Source organism: Streptomyces sp. NPDC059255 (assembly GCF_042752355.1).
Lineage (GTDB): Bacteria > Actinomycetota > Actinomycetes > Streptomycetales > Streptomycetaceae > Streptomyces.
This window is the reverse complement of record NZ_JBHYZP010000004.1, coordinates 312,168-336,059: the sequence shown is the minus strand read 5'-3', so window position 1 is coordinate 336,059 and position 23,892 is coordinate 312,168. Positions and strand designations below refer to the sequence as shown.

Genomic DNA, 23,892 nt, shown 5'->3' with positions numbered 1-23,892 from the left:
GCCTGACATACGTGCCCCCTTCGCGTACGGTTGACGGCTGCCCGACGCACGTCATGAAGGGGGCCTCGGTGGCCGCGCAGGATGCCGCTGTTGAATCCGCTGGACCCGCCGTCGATCCCGGACGCGACACGGGGAACGACTCCGTGCGCGCCCGTGAGATCGGCGTCGAACAGCACCATCTCGACCAGGTGTACCGCCGCCTGGAGGAGAAGATCCACGAGGCGGAGTTCCTGATGAACGACGCCGCCAAACGGGGGCAGGTCGGTACGCCGGGAGCCCTCGCCGAGCGTGATGCCCAGGTCTTCCGGGCCGGGATCCACCTCAACCGGCTCAACAACGAGTTCGAGGACTTCCTCTTCGGCCGGATCGACCTCCTCCGGGGCAAGGACGGCCGGAAGGGCCCGGACGGCGCGTACACCTCGGTCGAGCCGGCCGACGACGCGATCGGGTCCGACCGTACGGCCGCGATCGCCGAGACCCTGCACATCGGCCGGATCGGGGTGCTCGACTCCGACTACTCGCCGCTGGTCATCGACTGGCGCGCGCCCGCCGCGGCGCCGTTCTACCGCTCCACACCGGTCGATCCCGGCCGGGTGGTACGGCGCCGGGTCATCCGCTCCAAGGGCCGCCGGGTCCTCGGGGTCGAGGACGACCTGATGCGCCCCGAGCTGACCGCCTCCCTCGGCGGCGACGCGCTGGCCGTGATCGGGGACGGCGCGCTGATGGCCGCCCTCGGGCAGGCCCGCAGCCACACCATGCGGGACATCGTCTCGTCCATCCAGGCCGAGCAGGACCTGGTGATCCGGGCGCCCGCCGCCTCGGTCACGGAGGTCTCCGGCGGCCCCGGCACCGGCAAGACGGCGGTGGCGCTGCACCGCGCCGCCTACCTGCTCTACCAGGACCGTCGGCGGTACGCGGGCGGCATCCTGGTCGTCTCGCCGACGCCCCTGCTCGTCGCGTACACCGAGGGCGTGCTGCCCTCGCTCGGCGAGGAGGGACAGGTCGCGATCCGCGCGGTCGGCTCGCTGGTGGACGGCGCGGAGGCCACGGCGTACGACGAACCGGCGGTCGCCCGGGTCAAGGGCTCGGCGCGGATGCTGAAGGTGCTGCGCAAGGCCGCCCGGGGAGCGCTGGAAGGCGGTACGGGACCCGCCCCGGCGCCCGGGAGGAACGCCGCGCCCGTGGGAGGCCAGCTCGCGTTCGGTGAACCCGACGCCGACGAGGACGAGGACGATGCCGGACCGGCCGTCGCCGTACGGACCGACCTGCTGCGGGTCGTCGCCTTCGGCCGCCGCCTGGAACTGGAGGCGGCCGAGCTGGGGCGCATCCGGCACTCCGTGCTCGGCGGCACCGCGCCCGTCAACCTGCTCAGACCCCGGGCCCGAAGACTCCTGCTGGACGCCCTCTGGTCGAAGTCCGGCTCCGCGGGGCGCCACACCGACCCCGAGCTGGCGGCCGAGCTGCGCTCGTCCTTCGACGAGGACATCACCTCCGAGGACTCCTTCACCGCCTTCCTCGACGCCTGGTGGCCCGAGCTGACCCCGCGCGGGGTGCTGACCGCGATGGCCGACGAGCGCCGCCTCGGCCGCTGGTCCCGCCGCGTCCTCAACCCGGGCGAGACCCGGCGCCTGGCCCGCTCCCTCAAGCGGCTCGGCCCGGACGGCACGGGCCCGCTCTCCGTGCACGACGTGGCCCTCCTGGACGAGCTGGAGACCCTGCTCGGCGCGCCGCCCCGCAAGCGCAAGCGCCGCGATCTCGACCCGCTGGACCAGCTCACCGGTCTGGAGGAGCTGATGCCGCAGCGTGAGGAGACGCAGCGGGAGCGTGCCGAGCGGCTGGCGGCGGAACGTACGGAGTACGCGCACGTCATCGTCGACGAGGCGCAGGACCTCACGCCCATGCAGTGGCGGATGGTCGGCCGCCGCGGCCGGCACGCCACCTGGACGGTCGTCGGGGACGCCGCGCAGTCGTCCTGGTCGGACCCGGACGAGGCGGCGGAGGCCAGGGACGAGGCGCTCGGCACCCGCCCGCGGCGCCGCTTCACCCTCACCGTCAACTACCGCAACCCGGCCGAGATCGCGGAGCTGGCCGCGAAGGTGCTGGCGCTGGCCATGCCCGGGATGGAGGCGCCCCGCGCGGTGCGCTCCACGGGCGTGCGGCCGCGCTTCGCGGTCGTCTCGGACGGGGACCTGTCCCGCGCCGTACGGGCCGAGGCGCGGGCGCTCCTGGACCGGGTCGACGGCACGGTGGGGGTCGTCGTCGCGATGCACCGGCGCGAGCAGGCGGCGCGCTGGCTGGCCGGGCTCGGCGACCGGGTGGTCGCGCTGGGCAGCCTGGAGGCCAAGGGGCTGGAGTACGACGCGACGGTCGTGGTCTCCCCGGCGGAGATCGCCGACGAGTCCCCGGCCGGCCTGCGGGTCCTGTACGTGGCGCTGACCAGGGCGACACAGCAGCTCACGGTGGTCTCGGCGGCCCGCGACGAGCCGGACGCCGAGGGGATCCCGGACCTGCTCAGGGAGTGACGGCGGCCCTCCTCACGCGTTGACTTCCGGTCAACTCGCGAGGAGGGAATCACTTACCGGGGTGGTTTGTTAGCCTGGTGTTGGCACCGGCCCGATCCAAGCCCCCGGGCCCAACCTTCGTCGCTACGAGCGACCACTTGCCGCGAGGCGAGCATGGCGGGTCGGTGTCATCTTTCACACTTATATGCCATCTTTCACACGCATTTCAGCAGGTCTTCACCGGTGAACGGTGGGGACCTGCTTTTGTTGAATACGCCGCTATTACCTGTTACTGGCAGGTAGGTGCGACCATTCGAAAGCGCCGCCGGGACATGTGTTCCCGCAGCGCGGCAATGCGGCTAGGGAAAGAAGAGGAACTCGGTCATGGCAACGGCGCCCAGCGTCTCGTACTCGATGACGGTCCGGCTGGAGGTGCCCGCGAGCGGTACCGCGGTCTCCCAGCTCACCACGGCCGTGGAGTCCTCCGGTGGCTCGGTGACCGGCCTCGACGTGACCGCTTCCGGCCACGAGAAGCTGCGGATCGATGTCACCATCGCCGCGACCTCCACCGGTCACGCCGAGCAGATCGTGGAGCAGCTGCGCGGCATCGAGGGTGTGACCCTCGGCAAGGTCTCGGACCGTACGTTCCTGATGCACCTCGGCGGCAAGATCGAGATGGCGTCGAAGCACCCCATCCGCAACCGTGACGACCTCTCGATGGTCTACACGCCCGGCGTGGCCCGGGTCTGCATGGCGATCGCGGAGAACCCCGAGGACGCCCGCAGGCTCACCATCAAGCGCAACACCGTCGCGGTCGTGACGGACGGCTCCGCGGTGCTCGGCCTCGGCAACATCGGCCCGATGGCCGCCATGCCGGTGATGGAGGGCAAGGCGGCCCTCTTCAAGCGCTTCGCCGACATCGACGCCTGGCCGCTCTGCCTGGACACCCAGGACACCGACGAGATCGTCGCGATCGTCAAGGCGATCGCCCCCGGCTTCGCGGGCATCAACCTGGAGGACATCTCCGCGCCCCGCTGCTTCGAGATCGAGGCCCGGCTGCGCGAGGCGCTGGACATCCCGGTCTTCCACGACGACCAGCACGGCACCGCGATCGTGGTCCTCGCGGCGCTGACCAACGCGCTGCGCGTGGTCGGCAAGGCCATCGGCGACGTACGGGTCGTCATGTCCGGCGCGGGCGCGGCCGGTACGGCCATCCTCAAGCTGCTCATCGCGGCGGGCGTCAAGCACGCCGTCGTCGCCGACATCCATGGTGTGGTGCACGCGGGCCGCGCCGACCTGGTGGAGGCCGCCCCCGAGTCGGCGCTGCGCTGGATCGCGGACAACACCAACCCCGAGGCCGTCACCGGCACCCTCAAGGAGGCCGTGGCCGGCGCGGACGTCTTCATCGGCGTCTCCGCCCCCAACGTCCTCGACGGCGCGGACGTCGCCGCCATGGCGGACGGCGCGGTCGTCTTCGCGCTGGCCAACCCGGACCCCGAGGTCGACCCGGCGATCGCTCGCGAGACCGCCGCCGTGGTGGCCACGGGCCGCTCCGACTTCCCCAACCAGATCAACAACGTGCTGGTCTTCCCGGGTGTCTTCCGCGGCCTCCTGGACGCCCAGTCCCGTACGGTCAACACGGAGATGATGCTCGCCGCGGCGACCGCCCTCGCGAACGTCGTCACCGAGGACGAGCTCAACCCGAACTACATCGTGCCGTCCGTCTTCAACGACAAGGTGGCGGGCGCGGTCGCGGGCGCGGTGCGGGACGCGGCGGCCAAGTCCGCCGAGGCCGGCGCGGCCCCGTCGGTGTGACCATGCCCACCCCGGGCCGGTCACGGTAGCGGCCACTGCGGTACATCTCACGTCCGCCCGGTGCCCGGCGCGTCGCGATTCGCCGGGCCACGCGGGCCCCTTTAGGGTGACGGACCATGAGCCCCGCAGCTCCGGGGAGGTTTCAGGGCCTCCGACGGGCTCCAGGCGGGGCTCACGGGGCCCCAGGCTTCCCTTGTGGGGCCCCAAGGCTCCAAGGAGTCTCCACAGAGTCGACGGAACGTCACGACGACGAGGCAGTGGCGCTCTTCGTCCGGCTCCTGAGGGTGCCGGATTGGCTTTCCCGCCGCTGGTGGGGGCAGGATGCGTATTCGGGCGCGAGGGTCTGTCAGCAGACCCGGGTCCGGGGACTGTCCGAGGGCCCTGGCAGCATCGGCTTCGATCTCACGCCTCACAGGCAAGAAGAACACGGGAGTACAAACATGAACCGCAGTGAGCTGGTGGCCGCCCTGGCCGACCGCGCCGAGGTGACCCGCAAGGACGCCGACGCTGTGCTGGCCGCTCTCGCCGAGACCGTCGGCGAGGTTGTCGCCAAGGGCGACGAGAAGGTCACCATCCCCGGCTTCCTGACCTTCGAGCGCACCCACCGTGCCGCTCGCACCGCTCGTAACCCGCAGACCGGCGACCCGATCCAGATCCCGGCCGGCTACAGCGTGAAGGTCTCCGCGGGCTCCAAGCTCAAGGAAGCCGCCAAGGGCAAGTAAGCGCCGGCGCCTTTCGTGGGGACCGCCTGACGGCACCTCTCGGAGGCGACACACGGAGGCGACACACGGAGGCGGCTCCCCCGACCGGGGAGCCGCCTCCGCTGTTTGCGCCTCCGCCGTCCCGGGCCGTCCTGCCGCCCAGCCGCCCCGACAGCGCGGCCCTGCCGCCCCGTCGGGCTGCCGGGCTTTCGGGCTGTTGACGGCTACCCTCTGCCGCCCCGTCAGACGGCCGCAGGCGGCGCTTCACACGCCTGTGGCCCCGGTCCGGGGGACCGGGGCCACAGCGGTGCGCGACGGAGCGGTCAGACGAGCGCGCCGCCCGGCAGTTCCACCTTCGCGCCCAGCTCGACCAGCTTCTCCATGAAGTTCTCGTAGCCGCGGTTGATCAGATCGATCCCGTGCACCCGCGACGTGCCCTGCGCCGCCAGCGCCGCGATCAGATACGAGAAGCCGCCCCGCAGGTCGGGGATGACCAGATCGGCGCCCTGGAGCCGGGTGGGCCCCGAGACGACCGCGGAGTGCAGGAAGTTGCGCTGCCCGAAGCGGCAGTCCGAGCCGCCCAGGCACTCCCGGTAGAGCTGGATGTGCGCGCCCATCTGGTTGAGCGCCGAGGTGAACCCGAGCCGTGACTCGTACACCGTCTCGTGGACGATGGAGAGCCCCGACGCCTGCGTCAGCGCCACCACCAGCGGCTGCTGCCAGTCGGTCTGGAAACCGGGGTGCACGTCCGTCTCCAGCGCGATCGCGTTGAGCGAGCCGCCCGGGTGCCAGAAGCGGATGCCCTCGTCGTCGATCTCGAACGCGCCGCCCACCTTGCGGTAGGTGTTGAGGAACGTCATCATCGACCGCTGCTGCGCGCCGCGTACGTAGATGTTGCCCTCGGTGGCCAGCGCCGCCGAAGCCCAGGACGCGGCCTCCAGACGGTCCGGCAGCGCCCGGTGCGTGTAGCCGTCGAGCCGGTCGACACCGGTGATCCGGATCGTCCGGTCGGTGTCCATCGAGATGATCGCGCCCATCTTCTGGAGCACGCAGATCAGGTCCTCGATCTCCGGCTCCACCGCGGCGTTCGACAGCTCCGTGACACCCTCGGCCAGCACGGCCGTCAGCAGCACCTGCTCCGTCGAGCCGACCGACGGGTACGGCAGCCGGATCTTCGTGCCGCGCAGCCGCTGCGGCGCCTCCAGGTACTGCCCGTCGGCCCGCTTCTCGATGGTCGCGCCGAACTGGCGCAGCACGTCGAAGTGGAAGTCGATCGGCCGGCCGCCGATGTCGCAGCCGCCGAGACCCGGGATGAACGCGTGGCCGAGCCGGTGCAGCAGCGGTCCGCAGAAGAGGATCGGGATACGGGAGGAACCGGCGTGCGCGTCGATGTCCGCGACGTTGGCGCTCTCGACATGCGTCGGGTCGAGGATCAGCTCGCCCGGTTCGTCGCCGGGGCGCACGGTCACACCGTGGAGCTGCAGCAGCCCCCGCACCACCCGCACGTCGCGGATGTCGGGCACATTGCGCAGCCGGCTCGGGCCGCTGCCGAGAAGCGCGGCGACCATGGCCTTCGGCACCAGGTTCTTCGCGCCGCGGACCCGGATCTCACCCTCCAGCGGGGTGCCGCCGTGGACAAGCATTACATCGTCAGTGCCGGTCATGAATCTCGCGTTCCGGAGTGGGCGGGCGGGTGGCCAAGGAAAAGGGTACGGGTCCCCACCCCCTGTGCCGTAAGGCCCGGGCGGCGTCGGATACGTAATGGACACGTACGGGAACACCCTTGATACGTACGGTGGAACGTCCCTCGCGCAGGGTCACCGCCCCGGCTCCCGTCCGGCCGTGCGCTCCCGTTGCCGCCGTGCGCCCTGAGCTGCGCGCGGGGCCACTCTGTCGGGCACGCCCCGCGGACGGCGAATATGCGGGATCATGTCTCGCATGACCGAGGTGTCCTCGCTCACAGGGCGGCTGCTTGTCGCGACACCCTCCCTGGCGGACCCGAACTTCGACCGCGCGGTCGTCCTGCTGCTCGATCACGACGACGAGGGCTCGCTCGGCGTCGTCCTCAACAGGCCCACGCCCGTGGGCGTCGGGGACATCCTGGAGCCCTGGGGCGAGCTGGCGGGCGAACCGGGCGTGGTCTTCCAGGGCGGACCCGTCTCGCTGGACTCGGCGCTCGGCCTCGCCGTGATCCCGGGCGACGAGGGCCCGTTGGGGTGGCGCAGGGTGTACGGGGCGATCGGCCTCGTCGACCTGGAGACCCCGCCGGAGCTGCTGGCGCGGGCGCTCGGCTCGCTGCGGATCTTCGCCGGGTACGCGGGCTGGGGCCCCGGCCAGCTGGAGGGGGAGCTGCGCGAAGGCGCGTGGTACGTGGTCGAGTCGGAGCCGGGCGACGTGTCCTCGCCGCGCCCGGAGAGCCTGTGGCGCGCGGTGCTGCGCAGACAGCGGAGCGAACTGGCGATGGTCGCGACGTACCCGGACGACCCGTCGCTCAACTGAGGGCCCGCCCGTCGCCCGGCCGGGGAGGTGGCCGCTCGGGGGTGGCCACTCGGGGGTGGTCGGCCGGGGGTGGTCGGCCGGGACGGTGGCCGCTCGGGGGTGGTGGCCGGAAGGGTTCGCCCGGGGGCCGTGGGCGACATGCGTGCCCGGGGGTGATGGCTTGAACTCGCCGTTCAGCGCTCCGTGCCCGGCGTGTCGGCGCGGTACGTGCCCGTTCGGCTGCGGAGTGCATGGACCCGGCTACTCCGTGATGCCCCCGGCGTGGGTACCCTTGGTCCTCATGAGCACTCTTGAGCCCGATCGCGGGGCAGGTACAAGCACCCTCGTGGAGCCGACACCCCAGGTGTCGCACGGCGACGGCGACCACGAGCGCTTCGCCCACTATGTCCAGAAGGACAAGATCATGGCGAGTGCGCTCGACGGCACTCCCGTGGTCGCGTTGTGCGGAAAGGTCTGGGTACCGGGGCGCGACCCCAAGAAGTACCCGGTCTGTCCCATGTGCAAGGAGATCTACGAGTCCATGGGCCCCGGCGGGGACAAGGACAAGGGGAAGAGCGGCAAGGACAGCGGCAAGAAGTAGCGGCAGGCCTTCCGTCCTGACGGCCCCCGGAGCACGCGCACGGCGTGCTCCGGGGGCCGTACGCGTGCACGGGGCGGCGCACCGGGGTGTTTCCGGGGACCGGGGCGCTCCCGCCGTGGCCGGTTCCGGTCGGTGGGGGACCCGCCTGTGTCGGTGACGGAAACCCGAGTGTGCCGCTGACGGAATCCGCGTGTGCCGGTGGGCGGGTGCGGGGGTACGGGGTGGCTTGCGGGGCGGCTGCGGTCTGGGAGTCGCCGTTCCCGGGTAGGCAAGCCGTCCCGGGGCGTGTGTCCCCGGAACTCGCGATCGCCGTCCGGCGTGGAGGAGCGACTTCATGGACCTGATCCCCGACCCCCTGCGGTCCTGGCCCGGACCGAGGGCCGCCTGCGCCTTCCCGCTGGACGAGGAGACCGCCGTCGAGGCGGGTCCCGGCACGGCGGGCGTCGCGCGCTGGCTCCGTACCACCGTGGGCGCCGCCACCGGGCTGCCGCTCCCCGACGCCGCGACGGGCGACAGCGACGGCTCCGGATCCGGAGCCGGCTCCGGCGACAACGTGATCGTGCTCGGGATCAGCGCGGATCTCGCGCGCGACCTGGGCCCCGAGGGATACCGGCTCACCGTCGGCGCCGACGGTGTCCGGCTCGACGGCGGCAGCGCCGCCGGGGTCTTCTGGGCCGCCCAGACGCTCCGTCAGCTCCTCGGCCCCGACGCCTTCCGCGCGGCGCCCCTGGGGGCTGCGCCGGATCCCGTACGCCACTGGTCCGTACCGATGACGGTCATCGAGGACGCGCCCCGCTTCGGGTGGCGGGGGCTGATGCTCGACGTGTCACGGCACTTCACCCCCAAGGACGACATTCTGCGGTGGCTGGATCTGCTCGCCGCCCACAAGCTGAACGTCTTTCACTTCCACCTCACCGACGACCAGGGCTGGCGCGTCGAGATCAGGAGCCACCCGCGGCTGACCGAGGTCGGGGCCTGGCGGGCGCGCACCAAATGGGGACACCGCGCCTCGGAATTGTGGGAGGAGAAACCGCACGGCGGCTATTACACGCAGGACGACATTCGCGAGATCGTCGCGTACGCCGCCGCGCGGCATATCACCGTCGTCCCCGAGATCGAGATCCCCGGCCATTCGCAGGCCGCCATCGCCGCGTACCCGGAACTCGGCAACACCGACGTCATCGACACGACCTCCCTCACCGTCTGGGACACCTGGGGCGTCAATGACAACGTACTCGCCCCCACCGACAACACCCTCCGGTTCTACGAAGACGTCTTCACCGAGATACTCGCTCTTTTCCCCGCCGTCACCTCGCCGTTCATTCACATCGGCGGCGACGAGTGCCCCAAGGACCAGTGGAAGGCGTCCCCGGCGGCGCAGGCCAGGATCCGCGAACTCGGCCTGGCGGGCGAGGACGAGCTGCAGTCCTGGTTCATCCGCCACTTCGACCGCTGGCTCGCCGCGCGCGGGCGGCGCCTGATCGGCTGGGACGAGATCCTGGAGGGCGGCAGCCTGTCGGCCGGAGACGGAGACGGAGACGGAGACGGCGAGGGCGAGGGCGGAGCCGGGGCGAGTGGGGACGGCGCGGGCGGAGCCGGGGAGGGCAGAGCCGGGGCGGGCCGTCTCGCGCCGGGCGCCGCCGTCTCGTCCTGGCGCGGTTACGCGGGCGGGATCGCCGCCGCGCGCGCCGGACACGACGTCGTCATGTGCCCGGAACAGCACGTGTACCTGGACCACCGTCAGGCGCCCGGCGACGACGAGCCGATGCCCATCGGATACGTCCGCACCCTGGAGGACGTCTACCGCTTCGAGCCCGTGCCCCCGGAGCTCACGGAGGAGGAGGCCGCCCATGTCCTCGGCACCCAGGCCAATGTCTGGACCGAGGTGATGCAGGACCGTTCCCGCGTCGACTACCAGGTCTTTCCGCGCCTGGCCGCCTTCGCCGAGGTCGCCTGGTCGGCGCTGCCCGCCCCCGGCGAACGTGATTTCGCCGACTTCGAGCAGCGCATGGCGGAGCACTACCGGCGCCTCGACGCCCTCGGGGTCGCCTACCGGCCGCCCGGCGGCCCCCTGCCCTGGCAGCGCCGCCCCGGCGTGCCGGGACGCCCGATCGAGGGGCCGCCGCCCCGGATCTGAGCGGCGGGAGACGCGCCCCGGCGGACGGATAAGTCATACAACGACCGCCGAAGAGTGGCATTCGGTACGTGCCGGTGATGCGGGGTGAAAGCGGACCTTCCCCCTGGTCGGGGACGGATGCGTCCTTCGTGGACCCTCGCGTCGCCCGGCCCGGAAGATGTGCCAGAGTTGCCACGTCCGGGCTGTGAGCACGTACGGTACGGCAACACAGGCGGGACACCGGGACACCGGAAAGGGGCAGTGGGGTTGACCACGCACGCACCGCAGACGGCGCAGTTCGTGACGCTGCCGGCCTCGCTCGACGAGGCCGTGGCGGCGCTCACCGAGATGCCTGCCGCCGTGCCCGTCGCAGGTGGCACCGACCTGATGGCGGCCGTCAACAAGGGCCAGTTGCGGCCCGCCGGCCTGGTCGGCCTCGGGCGGATCAGCGAACTGCGCGGCTGGCACTACCAGGACGGCCACGCCCTGCTCGGCGCCGGTCTCACGCACGCGCGCATGGGCAGGCCCGACTTCGCGGCCCTGATCCCCGCGCTCGCCGCGTCCGCGCGCGCCGCCGGGCCGCCCCAGATCCGTAACGCAGGCACGCTCGGCGGGAACATCGCCACCGCCGCGCCGACCGGCGACGCGCTGCCCGTCCTCGCCGCCCTCGAAGCCGACCTGGTGGTCGCGGGACCCGGCGGCGTCCGCCGCGAGATCCCCGTCTCCCACCTCCTGGCGGGGCGCGAGATGCTCGCCCCCGCCGAACTCATCGGCTTCGTCCGCGTACCGCTGCTGCACGCCCCCCAGGTCTTCCTCAAGGCGACGGGACGGACCGGCCCGGGACGCGCCACCGCCTCCGTCGCCGTCGTCCTCGACCCGGCGCGGCGCGGCGTGCGCTGCGCCGTCGGCGCGATCGCCCCGATGCCGCTGCGTCCGCTCGACGCGGAGCGCTGGATCGCCTCGCTGATCGACTGGGACGGGGCGCGCGGGCTCGCGCAGGAGGCGCTCGCCGCCTTCGGCGAGTACGTCGCCGCCGCGTGCATCCCGGACCCGCCGCCGCCCGCCGACGGCGGAGAGGCGCCCGCGCCGTCCGCCGCCGTGGTGCACCTGCGGCGCACCGTCGCCGCGCTGGCCCGACGAGCACTGGGGAGGGCGCTGTCGTGACCACCAACGACCATTCCGGATCCGGCCAGGGCTCCGGCCACGGCCAGGATGCCGCGAACCAGGGCGGCTGGCAGCCGGTCCCGCAGGGCGGCGACTACGACGCCGAGGCGACCGCCTTCGTGCAACTGCCGCCCGAGGACACCCTGGACGCGCCCCTCGCCGCGCCGGGGCACGGCTACGTACCGCCCAGCATCGAGCCACAGGCCCCCGGCGACCCGTCGCGGCCCGATCCCTCCGCGCCCGGCGGCTGGGCCGCCCAGCCCGTGGCAGGGGCGCAGGACGCCGCGTACGGCCAGGGCGGCGACTACGGCCAGGGCGGGTACGGCTACGGCGGCCACGGCGGCTACGGCCCCGGCGGCTACGAACCGCAGGGCACGAGCCACTGGAACTTCAGCGATGTCGTCCAGGAGGCGGGCACGGGCGCGCCCCCCGCCGACGCGCCCGCCGACGGAGCGGCCCCCGCCGAACTCACCGGCCAGTGGACGATCCCGGTCGCCGGGGGTGATCTTCCGGACGAGTCCGGCGAGTTCAGCACGTCGGTCCTGGCCTCCCAGTGGTCCGGCGAGGCCCCGCCCGCGACCCTGCCCGGCGGCGCCGCCGCGCCCTGGGCGCCGGAGCCCGCTGAGGACGTCTCCGTATCCGAAGCCGCCCCGGAGACCGCCCAGGCGCCCCCGCCGGCCCCCGAGCCCGTCCCGGAACCCCTGCCCGAGCCGGAGCCCCTGGCCGTGGCGGTCACCGAGCCGGACCCCGACTTCGCGCCGCTCACCCACAGCAACGACAGCGCCGAACACCCCGCGGGCTCCTACGTCCTGCGCGTCAACGGCGCCGACCGTCCCGTCACCGACGCCTGGATCGGCGAGTCGCTGCTGTACGTACTGCGCGAACGCCTCGGCCTCGCGGGCGCCAAGGACGGCTGCTCCCAGGGCGAGTGCGGCGCCTGCAACGTCCAGGTCGACGGCCGGCTCGTCGCCTCCTGCCTCGTCCCCGCCGCGACCGCCGCCGGATCCGAGGTCCGTACGGTCGAGGGCCTGGCCGTCGACGGCGAACCCTCCGACGTCCAGCGGGCCCTGGCGGCGTGCGGGGCCGTGCAGTGCGGCTTCTGCATCCCCGGCATGGCCATGACCGTCCACGACCTCCTGGAGGGCAACCACGCCCCCACGGAGCTGGAGACCCGCCAGGCCCTCTGCGGCAACCTCTGCCGCTGCTCCGGCTACCGCGGCGTGCTCGACGCGGTCGGCGAGGTCGTCGCCGAACGCCAGGCGAGCGCCGAGGCCGCCGCCGCGGCCTCCGAGGAAGCGCGCGTACCGCACCAGACACCCCCGGGCACCGGCGCCGCCGGTGACCCGCACCTGAACCCGCACCCGCACCCGCACTCGCCCGACGGAGGCATGGCGTGAGCAACGACGCGGCCACCGGGACCACGCTCGACGGTCCCCACCAGGAGCCGCCCGCGCACGGCCTCGGAGCCTCACTCGCGCCCGCCGACGCGCGAGCGAAGACCGAGGGCACCTTCCCGTACGCCGCCGACCTGTGGGCCGAGGGCCTGCTGTGGGCGGCCATCCTGCGCTCACCGCACCCGCATGCCCGCATCGTCTCCGTCGACACGGCCGCCGCCGCCGACATGCCCGGCGTACGGGCCGTCATCACCCACACCGACGTCCCCGGCGACTCCGCGTACGGCAGGAGCGTCGTCGACCGCCCCGTCTTCGCCGCCGACGTCGTACGCCACCACGGCGAGGCCATCGCCGCCGTCGCCGCCGACCACCCCGACACGGCCCGGCTCGCCGCCGCGGCCATCGCCGTCGAGTACGAGGTGCTCGACCCGGTCACCGACCCCGAGAAGGCGTTCGCCGCCGAGCCGCTGCACCCCGACGGCAACCTCATCCGCCACATCCCGCTGCGCTACGGCGACCCCGACATCGCCGGCGAGATCATCGTCGAGGGCCTCTACCGCATCGGCCGCCAGGACCCGGCCCCCATCGGCGCCGAGGCCGGGCTCGCCGTACCGAGACCGGACGGCGGCGTCGAGATCTACACCGCCTCCACCGACCCGCACACCGACCGCGATCTGGCCGCCGCCTGCTTCGGCCTCGACCCCGAACAGGTCAAGGTCGTCGTCACCGGCGTCCCCGGCGCCACCGGCGACCGCGAGGACCCCGGCTTCCAGATCCCGCTGGGACTTCTCGCGCTGCGCACCGGCTGCCCCGTCAAACTCGCCGCCACCCGCGAGGAGTCCTTCCTCGGCCACGCCCACCGCCACCCCACCCTGCTGCGCTACCGCCACCACGCGGACGCCGAGGGCCGCCTCGTCAAGGTCGAGGCCCAGATCCTGCTGGACGCGGGCGCGTACGCCGACGCCTCGTCCGAATCCCTCGCCGCGGCCGTCGCCTTCGCCTGCGGCCCGTACGTCGTCCCGCACGCCTTCATCGAAGGCTGGGCCGTACGCACCAACAACCCGCCCTCCGGCCATGTCCGCGGCGAGGGCGCCATGCAGGTCTGCGCCGCGTACGAGGGCCAGATGGACAAGCTCGCGGCGAAACTCGGCCTCGAACCGGCCGAGTTGCGCATGCGCAACGTCCTCGCCACGGGCGACATCCTCCCCACCGGCCAGACGGTGACCTGCCCGGCCCCGGTGGCCGAACTGCTCACCGCCGTACGGGACTACCCGCTGCCCCCCCTCCCCAAGGACACCCCGGAAGCCGCCTGGCTGCTCCCCGGCGGCCCCGAGGGCGCGGGGGAGCCGGGCGCGGTACGGCGCGGCGTCGGCTACGCGCTGGGCATGGTCCACATGCTCGGCGCGGAGGGCGCGGACGAGGTCTCCACGGCGACCGTGAAGGTCCACGACGGCATCGCCACGGTCATCTGCGCCGCCGTCGAGACCGGCCAGGGCTTCGCCACGCTCGCCCGGCAGATCGTCCAGGAGACCCTGGGCATCGAGGAGGTCCACGTCGCCCCCGTCGACACGGACCAGCCCCCGGCGGGCCCGGCCGCCCACGGCCGGCACACCTGGGTCTCGGGCGGGGCGGTCGAACGGGCCGCCAAGATGGTCCGTACGCAGCTCCTCCAGCCGCTGGCCCACAAGTTCGGCATGTCCACCGAACTGCTCCAGATCACCGACGGCAAGATCACCTCGTACGACGGCGTGCTCTCCACGACCGTCACCGAGGCGATGGACGGCAAGGAACTCTGGGCCACGGCCCAGTGCCGCCCCCACCCCACCGAACCCCTCGACGGCGCCGGCCAGGGCGACGCCTTCGTGGGCATGGCCTTCTGCGCGATCCGCGCGGTGGTGGACGTCGACATCGAACTCGGCTCGATCCGGGTCGTGGAGATGGCACTGGCGCAGGACGTCGGCCGCATCCTCAACCCGGCACAGCTCGCCACACGCATCGAAGCGGGCATCACCCAGGGCATCGGCACCGCCCTGACGGAGAACCTCCGCACGACCCGAGGCCTGATCCGCCGCCCCGACCTCACCGGATACGCCCTCCCGACCTCCCTCGACGCCCCGGACATCCGCATCGTCCGCCTGGTCGAGGAACGCGACGTGGTGGCCCCCTTCGGCGCCAAACCGGCCAGCGCGGCCCCGGTGGTCACCTCCCCGGCAGCGGTGGCCGCGGCGGTACGCGCCGCGACGGGCCGCCCGATCAGCCGCCTCCCGATCCGCCCCCAGGCGGCGGTGGCGGCGGCGCCGGGGGCGTAGGGGGGCGCGGGGCGGGCAGGCCCGCCCCACTTCACCCCACCTCACCCCGCCCTCAACTCGTCGTGGGGTGATCTGCGTTGCAGATGCAAGGGCTGAGGTGTGCGCTGTCAGACGCGCTGGTTAGAGTGGCTTCCGTAGCTGAGTGTGCAACGGGGGACAACGGGGAGGCGCGTCGATGGCGCAGGACGACGGGACGGGACGGCCGGTGTATCCGACGCTGCCCACCCCTGCCGCGAAACCGGACGTGGGCGTCGAATCGGGTGAGTTGACCAAGTTCAAGAACGAGGTCGACGAACTGCTCGTCAGGCTCGACGAGTCGGAAGCCGCGGAGCGGAGGGTCGCGGGCGAACGGATGGTCCAGAGCCACCTGGGCACGCCCGCCCTCCGGGAGAGCGCGTTCCTGTACGGCACGTACATGGTCGTCCACGACCAGCTGGAGGAGCTGTCCCGGATGCTGGCCCTGCAGATCGAGGGCCTGTCGGTCGGCCTCCAGGCGTCCCGCAACGGATACGACGGGATGAACGAGGACATCCGCTCCAGGATGCAGCTCCTCGCCAAGGAAGCCGGCACGGAGTACGGCGACGGCGACCGGGCGCAGCAGAGCGGGGCACCGCAGGGGACGGGCGGCGCGGGCGGCCAGGCGAGGCCTGGATCACAGGACGGCCAGATCTGATGAGTGGGGGAGCTGTGGCAGTGGGGGCGGGACGTGGCTGCTGACGGGGAGAAGGCGGGGCGCAAGGCGCCGGCGCTTGAGCAGACCGATTTCGAGTCGAAGACACATCAAGAGCTGCTCGACATGCTCGACGGCGCGACCAGCGAATCCGCGTCGGAGCTCGCACGGAAGCTGGCCGACGCCGCGAGCACCGTCAACCGGATCGGCATGGGGCTCAAGTCCGTCGTGGCACGGCTGGAATGGGACGGCGAGGGCGGTAACGCGTTCCGCGACTGGGGTCACCAGGCAGCCATAGCCACGCTGGATCTCGGCGCGTACAGCCAGCACGCGTCGTCCTGGCTGGAGGAGGTCGCCACCGCCATCAGCCAGGCGAAGTCAGCCGTCCCGCCGAGGTCTCCGGCGCTGGAGAAGAAGGCCGAGGACTCGCAGGTCGTCGTGCAGGCGGCACGGCACGACGCCGGCGCGGGGGATATTTCGGATGTCCTCGCAGATCTGCGGGGCGCCCAGGACGGGATGGAGTCCCGTCGCCAGGAAGCGGCGCAGCAACTGAGGAAGCTGGCGCAGACGTACGTCTACTCGGCCGAGCAGATCTCGTCCCAGGCGCCGCCGTCGTTCCCGGCACCGCCTGCGCAGTTCATGCCGGAGCCCAATGACGAGTTGAGTGCGGCGAACCGTGTCGGAGGCGATTCGTACGGCTCCGGCGGAGGCGGTTCTTCTTCGGCGGCTTCGTACACGCCCGCGCCGGGGAACGCGTACTCCTCGTCGTCGTCTTCCAGCGGTTCGGTCTCACAGGCAACGGCCGGAGGAGTGACGCCGCCTCCTGTTGTCGTGCCGGAACGGCCGGTCGACATGGGGATCGACAGTGTGGCCACCCTGCCGCAGACGCCCAACCTGCCTTCCGCGCCCCCCGGAGGGACTCCGCCGGGAGGCAGGTCCGAGGGGCTGACGTCGCTTCCGGTCGGCCTGGTGCCGCCCGCGTTCGGCGGGAAGCCCGCAGTGTCAGGTCCCGGCGTGCCCGGTGGACGGAGTGCCGCCGGACCGCGTGGTCCACTGCTGCCCAGCCAGTCTCCTTCCGGCGGTACGGCCGGAGGGCGGCTGCCGCAGCAGAACGGCATCTCGGGGGGCAGACCCGTACCCCAGAACCCGGGCCGCCCGACCGGCGGAATCCCTCGTGGCACGGTCATCGGGGGAGAAACAGGCCAAGCCCGTGGGCAGGCTCAGGGGCGCCTGCCCGGAGGAATGCCTCATGGCGGGGGAGTGGGGGCAGGGAGCGGCCAGGGCGGCATGGCCCCGGGCCGACGGCTTGCTTCGGAGTCCGGTGGTGTCGTCGGGGGAAGACAGGGCCAGCAGGGGAGACCGTTCACCCCGGGTGGCTCCGGGCTGGTCCGTAACGGGCAGTCGGGGCGTGCGGGCGCAATGGGGCCCGGTGCCCGGAGTGCCGCACCTCGTCGGGACCGTGAGGATGCCGAGCGCCCGGACTACCTCGTCGAGGACGAAGAGACCTGGCAGCAGGGTCGTCGGCACATTGTGCCACCGGTCATCGACTAACCCCCCCCACATCGCTCGGCAAGAGGAATCAGATGCGTATCAGCAGCCGCTCAGCATTGAGGAATGCCCGGGTGGTGTCCGTCGCTATGGGGATGCTACTGGTGGGCATCGCCGCAACTCCGGCCCACGCGAAGACTGTTCGGGACGATCAGTGGCATCTGGACGCCATGAAGGCCGATGAGATGTGGAGTACGAGCACGGGCAAGGGTGTCACGGTGGCCGTGCTCGACACCGGTGTTGACAAGAGCCTGCCTGACCTCGCGGGGCAGGTTCTGCCAGGTCTCGATCTGTCAATAGAACAGTCGGGAGATGAGAACACCGATCACGACGGGCATGGCACATCCATGGCCTCCCTGATCGCGGGAACCGGAAAGCGGTCCGGAGGCAAAGGGGCCTTCGGCCTTGCACCTGGCGCGAAGATCCTGCCCATCAGGATGCCCGAGCCTGATGAGGGAACGAACCTCTCGTTCGATGTCGGAATGTATACCGGAGCATTCAGTGAAGGTATTCGGTATGCGGTGGATTCCGGTGCGAAGATCATCAATGTCTCGCTGGGCTCGAAGGTGACGGGCGATAACATAACTGCGGCCGTCAAGTACGCCTTGGAAAAGGGGGCGTTGGTTTTTGCCGCTGTAGGGAATAGCGGTGACGACGGAAACCCGGTCTACTATCCGGCAGCGACTCCGGGCGTTGTGGGCGTGGCGGCCGTTGACAAGAACATCAAGTCGACGGCTGAATCGGAGCGTGGGCCGCAGGTAGACCTTGCGGCGCCTGGCGAAGACATGTTTTCGGCCTGCACTGGCGGGTCGGAGATATGCAACAGCCACGGAACCAGTGACGCGACCGCCCTCGCCTCCGCTTCCGCCGCGCTGATCTGGGCCAAGAACCCGGAGTGGACGAACAACCAGGTTCTTCGCGTCATGCTGAACACAGCCGGAAAGGCGAAGAGCGGAGAAGAGCGCAACGACTTCCTCGGTTACGGCGTCGTCCGCCCTCGAATAGCTCTCAAGACCCCCGGGGACCCCGGTCCGGCCGACGAGTATCCGCTGCCCGATCTCGCGGCGGCGGAGCCTTCCGAGTCGCCGTCTCCTGAGGCGTCCGCGACGTCGGGCAGCGCCAAGGATGACACTGAGCAGCCCGCAGCGGCTGTCGCGTCCGATGGTGGCGGTAACACCGGGCTCTGGATCGGACTCGGGCTCGGTGCCGCCGCTCTGCTCGGGGGTGCCGTCGCCGTTCCCGTGGTCCGGTCCCGGCGCCGTGCCGCCGCGGTGGCGCCGGTAGCGGCCGGTCCGGCCTATGCGCCGTACCCGCAACAGCAGCCGCCTGCGTATCCGCCCGCCTATGCCCCGCCGCAGCCGGGGCAGGGCTACGGTGATCCTCGCAACGCCCCTCCGGGGCCGGGTCTTTGAGTCGTTGGCGGCCTCTTCAGAGGGCTGGAGACGTGGACGGGATCGGTGTCGTCGCGGACCAGAAGTCGGAGTGCACGGAGGGGGCGGGAACCTTCGGTCCTTCGAACGGAGTTCCATTGGCTTCGGTCTTGGGCGGGGCGACCTCCGACTCGGTGAAGCACGGAGTTGCCAGCGAGAAGAAGAACTGACCCTTGGCGCCTACCTTGACACTCATACGGAATTCTTCCGGTGTCCGGGCGAAAATAGCGGGGGTTTCTTTGGACGGGTTCGTGCCGGTGATCTCATATCCCCGCTTCCTCCATAGTCGCTCCAACACGCCGAGCAGGTTGCCCCGTCGCTCCTCGGACACGATGGTGGTTACTGCAGCACGTCGGGTTGCCGCCCCGGTTTTCTTGCCGTCGACGGTGTAGTTGCCGCATCCGCTTTCCGTGGGCGCGTAATGCACCCAATTCAGAGGTGGCTGTACCGATGAGATGGTGTCCAGCATGATCGTGTCAGCCTTCTCGGCCGCCTCCTGCAGGCTGATCTTGCTCACCACGTGCTTTTCCTCCTGCTCGCCCCACGGAGTTCCCGGGATACTGCATCCGGCCACCATCATCGCCAGGATTGCGGCCAGCGAGAAGCGCAGTGTCTTCTTCATCGGTGCTCCTGAATCGTGAGATCGTCCCGGCCCGCGACGATCTTCGCGATGTTGTCGGCCGACTCCGGGTCCTTCTCGGGATTGAAGTAGTTCGAGTGGGCCGGTGTCGGACCCTCTCCGTCGACGAACGGCCTTGGTCCGTCGTCCACCTTGAAACGGGTCGCGCCGAAGTCCGCATGTGCCGGGTCTGCGCCGAACCAAATCTGGCTTTCCTCCTCCGACGAGTTGTAGCCCGCGATGCCGCCGAGGACACCGCCCACCGCGGCACCGGCCAGTCCGCCGAAAGGCCCTCCCACGAGCCCCAGCGACCCTCCGACGGAGCCCCCGCCCACCACGCCGGCTCCGAGGGCGCTCGACTCGTCCTTGGTCGGCATCATGGTCACCGGGTCGTTCTCCGCGGCGCCCACATATACATGGCCCTTGCCGACGCCGAGGTCCTTGGCGGACTCCGCGCCGGTACCGGGGCTGCCGAGGAGCACGATGTCGTCGGCGCCCGGGATGCCGCCGTTCCGCTGTGCCGCCTGCCCTACGGTGAAGGAACCGTATGAGTGGCCGATTGCGGTGATGTGAGGGTCGGCATTCTGATTCGTGGCCGAGATGCCTGCCATGAACTCGTTGTACGCCCTGGCTCCAGCCTTGGCATCGTGGTCGAACATCACGCCCGCGTTGTCGGCCAGTTTTTCGGCGGGAAGCTGTGGTGCGTCGTAGCCGAGCCAGACGATCGCCGCACTCGACTCGTCGTATTCTGCAGCCCCGACGGCAGTGTCACGCGCTCGCTTCACATCGTTCGTCGCGAAACTCTCGTCCAGCGCCGTGCCCAGACCGGGAACGTACGCCGAGACATTCCGCGAAGTGTCCGGGTTGCCGAAGGACACGATCGCTCGGCCGTTTCCCTGGTCGCCGATGCCCAGCAGGTACATCGGCGGAACGCCGTCAGCCGGGTCCGCCCGCAACTGCTGGTCGATCGACTTCAGACCATCCAACTGCGTCTGCGCCTTCTCGCTGTTCTGGCCCTCCAGCTTCCCGATCAGCAACTGGAGGTTGTCGCGGTTGGCCGTGTCCCGGGTCTCCGCCGGGATTCCGTCCAGGCTGCCGATCACGTCCGGGTAGACGGCCAGATACTCCTGCCGCTGTTCCTCCGTGAGCCCGGCCCACCACGCACCGCGCTCCGCAGGAGACTTGTCCTGCGGAATGGCGCCCCTCAGGTAGTCGTCCGCCACGCCACGGACGGCGGCGGCGTCCGCGGCGGCGTCCGTCCATGTCTTCGTGTCGACCGTGAGGCCGGGAGCCGCCTTGAGCTTGGCCAGTGTCTCGCTGAAGCGCCTGTCGGTCTCGCGGGCCTCGTTGACCGCATTCAGGATGCGGTCGGCGATGTCCTGGGCCTTGGCGTGTTTCGGGTTGGGCGGGGTCAGTGGAGGTGCCCCGGACGTGGCGCCCAGTGTGGGGCCGTACGGGGTGCCGACGGGCGAGCCTGTGGTGCTGCCGCCGGGGAGCGGCGTGCCGTCGGCGAGGTTCTCGCCACCGGCCGGGTAACTCACCGAACCGTCCTGATGCACGGTGAACTTGAGGTTGGCCGCCTCCTCCAAGGCGCGCTTCAAGCGTGTCTGTGAGCCGCTCAGTTCGAACGCCAGGCTGTTCAGCGTCGTACGGATCAGGCCGCACTCGGTGTAGAGATACTCGAAGTTCCGGTCGAGCCGCTTCAGCCGGCTCAGTGCCGCGCTCGCCGCCTCGCTCTTCTGGGATTCCGTGAGCGTGTTCGTCATTTCGTTGCTCACCTTGTCGCGCGCGGCGTCGGCCCGGTTGCTCACCTCGGCCCAGCCGTCGGCCGCGTCCTGGAGTTCCGCGTACTTCAGGTCGCGTAACTGCTGCCATGTCAGCACAGCGGTCACTTCGCCTTTCCTTCGGCCGGCCGGTCCAGTCCGGCGAAGGAGGACTTCACCTCCGTGTTGCGTTCCCCCTGGCCTTGAGCCACGAGCCGCAGCTTCGGGGCGAGGGAACCGCACTCGTCCTGAACGGCCTTCAGCCGCTCCTCCCAGGAGGTGAGTACGGATTTCAGCGTGCCTGTGCTTGCCAGACCCTCGGTGCCTGCGGCAGCACCTTCGTGTGCGGAGGTGAGCCGGCTCTTTGCCGATGTGACGCTGATGCGTAACTCCTCGGCGACAGCAGCGGCTCTGGTCCATGGTCCGTCACTGTGCCGTAGGTCCGAATCTCCGCCGGAGTCTCCCGCCGAGACCGAGGCCGGTGACATCCGCGCGTTCGTCGAACTGTCGCTGCTACGGCCTGCCATGTCCAGCAGTTGCTGCCACTGGTCCGAGTACGGACTGGTTGTCATGCTGCGTCTCCCCTGCCCCCGCGTCTCCGCGCCCCGTGTCCGGACAAAGCTATCGGACCGGGTGGACGGGGTACGCGATTGCACACGCCCAGGAGTGTGCGCGGCCCCCGTCGTCTACGGGGCCGCGGGCAGCCCGGGGAAGGCGGTGGACGCCGCCCAGGCCGACAGTTCGCGCTGGGCCGCGGCGCGCAGTTCCGGTGTCGCGGGGCCTTCCGCGACCAGGGCGTAGTGGAGGGTGCCCGCGGTGTCCGCGGCGGGTGGGGCCGTGAGCAGGAGGCGCTGGGCGTTGGCGGTGCCCGGTTCCGTGGCCGCTGCCAGGGCGTGGTCGGCGCTCTGGCCCTGCGCGGTGTAGGCGGGCAGCCCGGTGGCCGTGCCCAGGTCGGAGACGACCGTGCTGGACGCGGGGGTGAAGCCGCTCGGCAGGTGGAGCTGGGTCGGGGCCCGTGTGGCGCCCTCGGAGCGCCACACCAGCACCCCGTACCGGCCCGTGCCCACCAGGCGCGCGGTGTTGGGCATCGTGTCGGGGATCCGGTTCCAGGACAGGGTCGTACCGCCGTCGCGGGAGCGGTCCTCGTACGTGAAGGCGACCGTGCGGCCCGCCACCGCACCCGGGTAGAGCCGGTCGAGCAGCCGGGTGTCCTGGCGCAGCACGGCCTTGCCGGAGGCGTCGAGACCGACGGCGGACATGTCCTCGTCGTTCCACGCGTCGCCCTGGGTGAGGATCTTGTCGGGGTTGCCGTTCATCGCCTCGCGGTGGCGCCCGCTGTAGATGTCCCACTGCCATTGCGTCCCCGAGAGCACCGGCCCCGAACGGGCGGCCCCCGCCCACCAGCTCGCCCCTGGCAGCCGGGAGTCGAGCGCCTGGTACAGCGCCTTGTTCACGCTGGGCGCCTTGTCGGCGGTGGTGCCGTTCAGCGGGTGGCCGAACTCGCTGACGATGCCGGTGGTGCCCAGCGCCGCCGAGCGGTCCCGGACGGTCGTGAAGTCGGTGGAGTACTGGCCGTCGTTCGCCTTCCCCCACATGAAGATGCCGGAGATCGCCTTCTGGTCGTAGAAGTGCGTGTTGAAGACGAAGCGCGCGCCGGCGTTGCCCGCGTCGAGCAGGCCGCCATCATGGCGCGCGAAGTCCAGATTGGCGTTCCAGAACATGTTGGGCTCCACGAAGACCGGCTTGTCGCGCCAGCCCGCCGCGTCCATGCGGGAGCGGAACTTCACGTAGAACGGCCAGAGCACGTCCCGTTCCCAGGCACGGCTGTTCTGGCCCGCCGCGTACTCGCCCGCGAACGGCTCGTTGTACGGGTCGAAGCCGACGATGCCCGCGAACTCGTCCGCGTCCAGGTTCCGCGCGAGGTATGTCATCGTCTGCTGTGCCATGTCGAGGAACGCGGTCTGGACCGGGACGGCGGTGGTCTCGGTGCCCGTACCCGTACCCATGGGGACGGAGAGGACGCGGTTGGTCCAGAAGTCCCGGGTCGCGCTCTTGACCGCCTGGTTCTGGGTGATGTTCTGGCCCCACAGGATGCAGATGCCGCAGGATTCACGCGGGTACCCGCCCGCCTCGACGGCCCACCGGGGCGCGCCGTCACCGGTGTACCAGCTGTCCTTGTCGAAGAGGTACCGGGAGTGGAGATCCTGGTGGAAGTCGGGGAACACTCGAAGCCCCGCGTCGAGGAGCGCCCTGATCTGTTCCGTGGCGCGGCGCAGGTAGGCGGTGTCGATCTTCCCCGGCTCGGGTTCGACGTACGCCCAGGAGAGCAGGAACCGTACGGCGTTCCCTCCGGTCAGCGAGCGCAGGGCCGTGGCGGAGGTACGGGCGTCCGCCACGTCGGCGAAGGGCAGGCCGCCGTTCTCGTCCAGTTTGGTCTCGCCGGAGACGTTGAATCCGCGCAGGACGACCTCGCGGCCGTGCCCGTCGGTGAACCGGCCGCCGTCCACGGCGACCTCGGCGGCGGCCCGGTCGTCGAACCACAGCGCGGCCCGCGTGTTCTCGGCCTGCGTGCTCTGGGACTGAGCGCCCTCCGCCGCCGCGGTGGGCGGGCCGCCGAGTGCGACGCCCGTCAGCAGCGCCAGGACCGCCGCCAGCAGGGCGCCCCCGCGTGCCGTACGAACGGTGCGGCGACGTGTGCTGCGGCCTGTGCTGCGAGGTGTGGTGCGACGTGCCGTGCGCGCTTCCGCCCCCGGGGTCGTCATGGACACAACAGTGGAGCAGCT

17 protein-coding genes are annotated in these 23,892 nt (G+C 71.3%); 12 read left to right on the top strand and 5 right to left on the bottom strand.

Translation table 11 applies throughout. The features are described 5' to 3' along the window. Positions 1-68: 68 nt before the first annotated feature. From ACFXKG_RS08710 to ACFXKG_RS08700, 3 genes are all read left to right on the top strand, one after another. Positions 69-2,522 carry a HelD family protein gene (locus ACFXKG_RS08710; protein ID WP_384834451.1) on the top strand — a complete coding sequence of 818 codons (2,454 nt, stop codon included), beginning with the start codon at positions 69-71 and terminating at the stop codon, positions 2,520-2,522. Between the two features lie 363 nt (positions 2,523-2,885). Continuing rightward, a complete protein-coding gene (locus tag ACFXKG_RS08705) occupies positions 2,886-4,316 on the top strand; it encodes an NAD-dependent malic enzyme (protein WP_384834448.1) in 1,431 nt (476 codons plus the stop codon). 440 nt (positions 4,317-4,756) lie between these two features. Continuing rightward, positions 4,757-5,038, top strand: coding sequence for an HU family DNA-binding protein (locus ACFXKG_RS08700; RefSeq protein WP_004571953.1), 282 nt, complete (start codon positions 4,757-4,759; stop codon positions 5,036-5,038). Between the two features lie 302 nt (positions 5,039-5,340). Here ACFXKG_RS08700 and murA read toward each other — a convergent pair whose 3' ends face one another. Continuing rightward, positions 5,341-6,681 (bottom strand): UDP-N-acetylglucosamine 1-carboxyvinyltransferase, encoded by a 1,341-nt coding sequence (murA, locus tag ACFXKG_RS08695; protein ID WP_384834445.1) that lies wholly within the window; start codon positions 6,679-6,681, stop codon positions 5,341-5,343. A gap of 274 nt (positions 6,682-6,955) precedes the next feature. Between murA and ACFXKG_RS08690 the strand changes: the two genes are divergently transcribed. The 9 genes from ACFXKG_RS08690 to mycP all read left to right on the top strand — a co-directional run bounded on the left by ACFXKG_RS08690 (position 6,956) and on the right by mycP (position 18,709). Further along, positions 6,956-7,516 (top strand): YqgE/AlgH family protein, encoded by a 561-nt coding sequence (locus tag ACFXKG_RS08690; protein WP_365816166.1) that lies wholly within the window; start codon positions 6,956-6,958, stop codon positions 7,514-7,516. A gap of 280 nt (positions 7,517-7,796) precedes the next feature. Next, positions 7,797-8,096 carry a DUF3039 domain-containing protein gene (locus tag ACFXKG_RS08685; protein ID WP_329826823.1) on the top strand — a complete coding sequence of 100 codons (300 nt, stop codon included), beginning with the start codon at positions 7,797-7,799 and terminating at the stop codon, positions 8,094-8,096. A 334-nt stretch (positions 8,097-8,430) separates the two neighbouring features. Beyond that, positions 8,431-10,233, top strand: a complete 1,803-nt coding sequence (locus ACFXKG_RS08680) for a beta-N-acetylhexosaminidase (RefSeq protein WP_384834441.1) — start codon at positions 8,431-8,433, stop codon at positions 10,231-10,233. A gap of 246 nt (positions 10,234-10,479) precedes the next feature. After that, entirely contained in the window at positions 10,480-11,376 is an 897-nt protein-coding gene (locus ACFXKG_RS08675) for an FAD binding domain-containing protein (protein ID WP_384834438.1), read from the top strand. Next, a complete protein-coding gene (locus tag ACFXKG_RS08670) occupies positions 11,373-12,773 on the top strand; it encodes a (2Fe-2S)-binding protein (protein ID WP_384834435.1) in 1,401 nt (466 codons plus the stop codon). Before ACFXKG_RS08675 ends, ACFXKG_RS08670 begins: the two co-directional genes overlap by 4 nt. Then, on the top strand, positions 12,770-15,079 hold the full coding sequence (locus ACFXKG_RS08665) for a molybdopterin cofactor-binding domain-containing protein (RefSeq protein WP_365819391.1): 2,310 nt from the start codon (positions 12,770-12,772) through the stop codon (positions 15,077-15,079). The genes ACFXKG_RS08670 and ACFXKG_RS08665 overlap by 4 nt, the downstream gene beginning before the upstream one ends. Before the next feature lie 175 nt (positions 15,080-15,254). After that, positions 15,255-15,752, top strand: coding sequence for a hypothetical protein (locus ACFXKG_RS08660; protein WP_384834431.1), 498 nt, complete (start codon positions 15,255-15,257; stop codon positions 15,750-15,752). Positions 15,753-15,785: 33 nt separating this feature from the next. After that, positions 15,786-17,300 (top strand): hypothetical protein, encoded by a 1,515-nt coding sequence (locus ACFXKG_RS08655; RefSeq protein WP_384834428.1) that lies wholly within the window; start codon positions 15,786-15,788, stop codon positions 17,298-17,300. A gap of 32 nt (positions 17,301-17,332) precedes the next feature. After that, positions 17,333-18,709, top strand: a complete 1,377-nt coding sequence (mycP, locus tag ACFXKG_RS08650; RefSeq protein ID WP_384834426.1) for a type VII secretion-associated serine protease mycosin — start codon at positions 17,333-17,335, stop codon at positions 18,707-18,709. Positions 18,710-18,725: 16 nt separating this feature from the next. Here the strand turns inward: mycP and ACFXKG_RS08645 are convergent, their stop codons facing one another. The 4 genes from ACFXKG_RS08645 to ACFXKG_RS08630 all read right to left on the bottom strand — a co-directional run bounded on the left by ACFXKG_RS08645 (position 18,726) and on the right by ACFXKG_RS08630 (position 23,871). After that, positions 18,726-19,349 (bottom strand): hypothetical protein, encoded by a 624-nt coding sequence (locus ACFXKG_RS08645; RefSeq protein ID WP_384834423.1) that lies wholly within the window; start codon positions 19,347-19,349, stop codon positions 18,726-18,728. Further along, positions 19,346-21,238 (bottom strand): alpha/beta hydrolase, encoded by a 1,893-nt coding sequence (locus ACFXKG_RS08640; protein ID WP_384834421.1) that lies wholly within the window; start codon positions 21,236-21,238, stop codon positions 19,346-19,348. Before ACFXKG_RS08640 ends, ACFXKG_RS08645 begins: the two co-directional genes overlap by 4 nt. Continuing rightward, a complete protein-coding gene (locus ACFXKG_RS08635; protein ID WP_384834418.1) occupies positions 21,235-21,681 on the bottom strand; it encodes a hypothetical protein in 447 nt (148 codons plus the stop codon). The genes ACFXKG_RS08640 and ACFXKG_RS08635 overlap by 4 nt, the downstream gene beginning before the upstream one ends. 114 nt (positions 21,682-21,795) lie before the next feature. Further along, entirely contained in the window at positions 21,796-23,871 is a 2,076-nt protein-coding gene (locus tag ACFXKG_RS08630; RefSeq protein WP_384834415.1) for a cellulase family glycosylhydrolase, read from the bottom strand. Positions 23,872-23,892: the final 21 nt, after the last annotated feature.

Excerpts from the sequence above, each read along its gene's own strand:
- ACFXKG_RS08705 (WP_384834448.1), top strand. The coding sequence starts at position 2,886 with ATGGCAACGGCGCCCAGCGTCTCGTACTCGATGACGGTCCGGCTGGAG.
- ACFXKG_RS08700 (WP_004571953.1), top strand. The coding sequence starts at position 4,757 with ATGAACCGCAGTGAGCTGGTGGCCGCCCTGGCCGACCGCGCCGAGGTG.
- murA (WP_384834445.1), bottom strand. The coding sequence starts at position 6,681 with ATGACCGGCACTGACGATGTAATGCTTGTCCACGGCGGCACCCCGCTG.
- ACFXKG_RS08690 (WP_365816166.1), top strand. The coding sequence starts at position 6,956 with ATGACCGAGGTGTCCTCGCTCACAGGGCGGCTGCTTGTCGCGACACCC.
- ACFXKG_RS08685 (WP_329826823.1), top strand. The coding sequence starts at position 7,797 with ATGAGCACTCTTGAGCCCGATCGCGGGGCAGGTACAAGCACCCTCGTG.
- ACFXKG_RS08680 (WP_384834441.1), top strand. The coding sequence starts at position 8,431 with ATGGACCTGATCCCCGACCCCCTGCGGTCCTGGCCCGGACCGAGGGCC.
- ACFXKG_RS08660 (WP_384834431.1), top strand. The coding sequence starts at position 15,255 with ATGGCGCAGGACGACGGGACGGGACGGCCGGTGTATCCGACGCTGCCC.
- mycP (WP_384834426.1), top strand. The coding sequence starts at position 17,333 with ATGCGTATCAGCAGCCGCTCAGCATTGAGGAATGCCCGGGTGGTGTCC.
- ACFXKG_RS08645 (WP_384834423.1), bottom strand. The coding sequence starts at position 19,349 with ATGAAGAAGACACTGCGCTTCTCGCTGGCCGCAATCCTGGCGATGATG.
- ACFXKG_RS08635 (WP_384834418.1), bottom strand. The coding sequence starts at position 21,681 with ATGACAACCAGTCCGTACTCGGACCAGTGGCAGCAACTGCTGGACATG.
- ACFXKG_RS08630 (WP_384834415.1), bottom strand. The coding sequence starts at position 23,871 with ATGACGACCCCGGGGGCGGAAGCGCGCACGGCACGTCGCACCACACCT.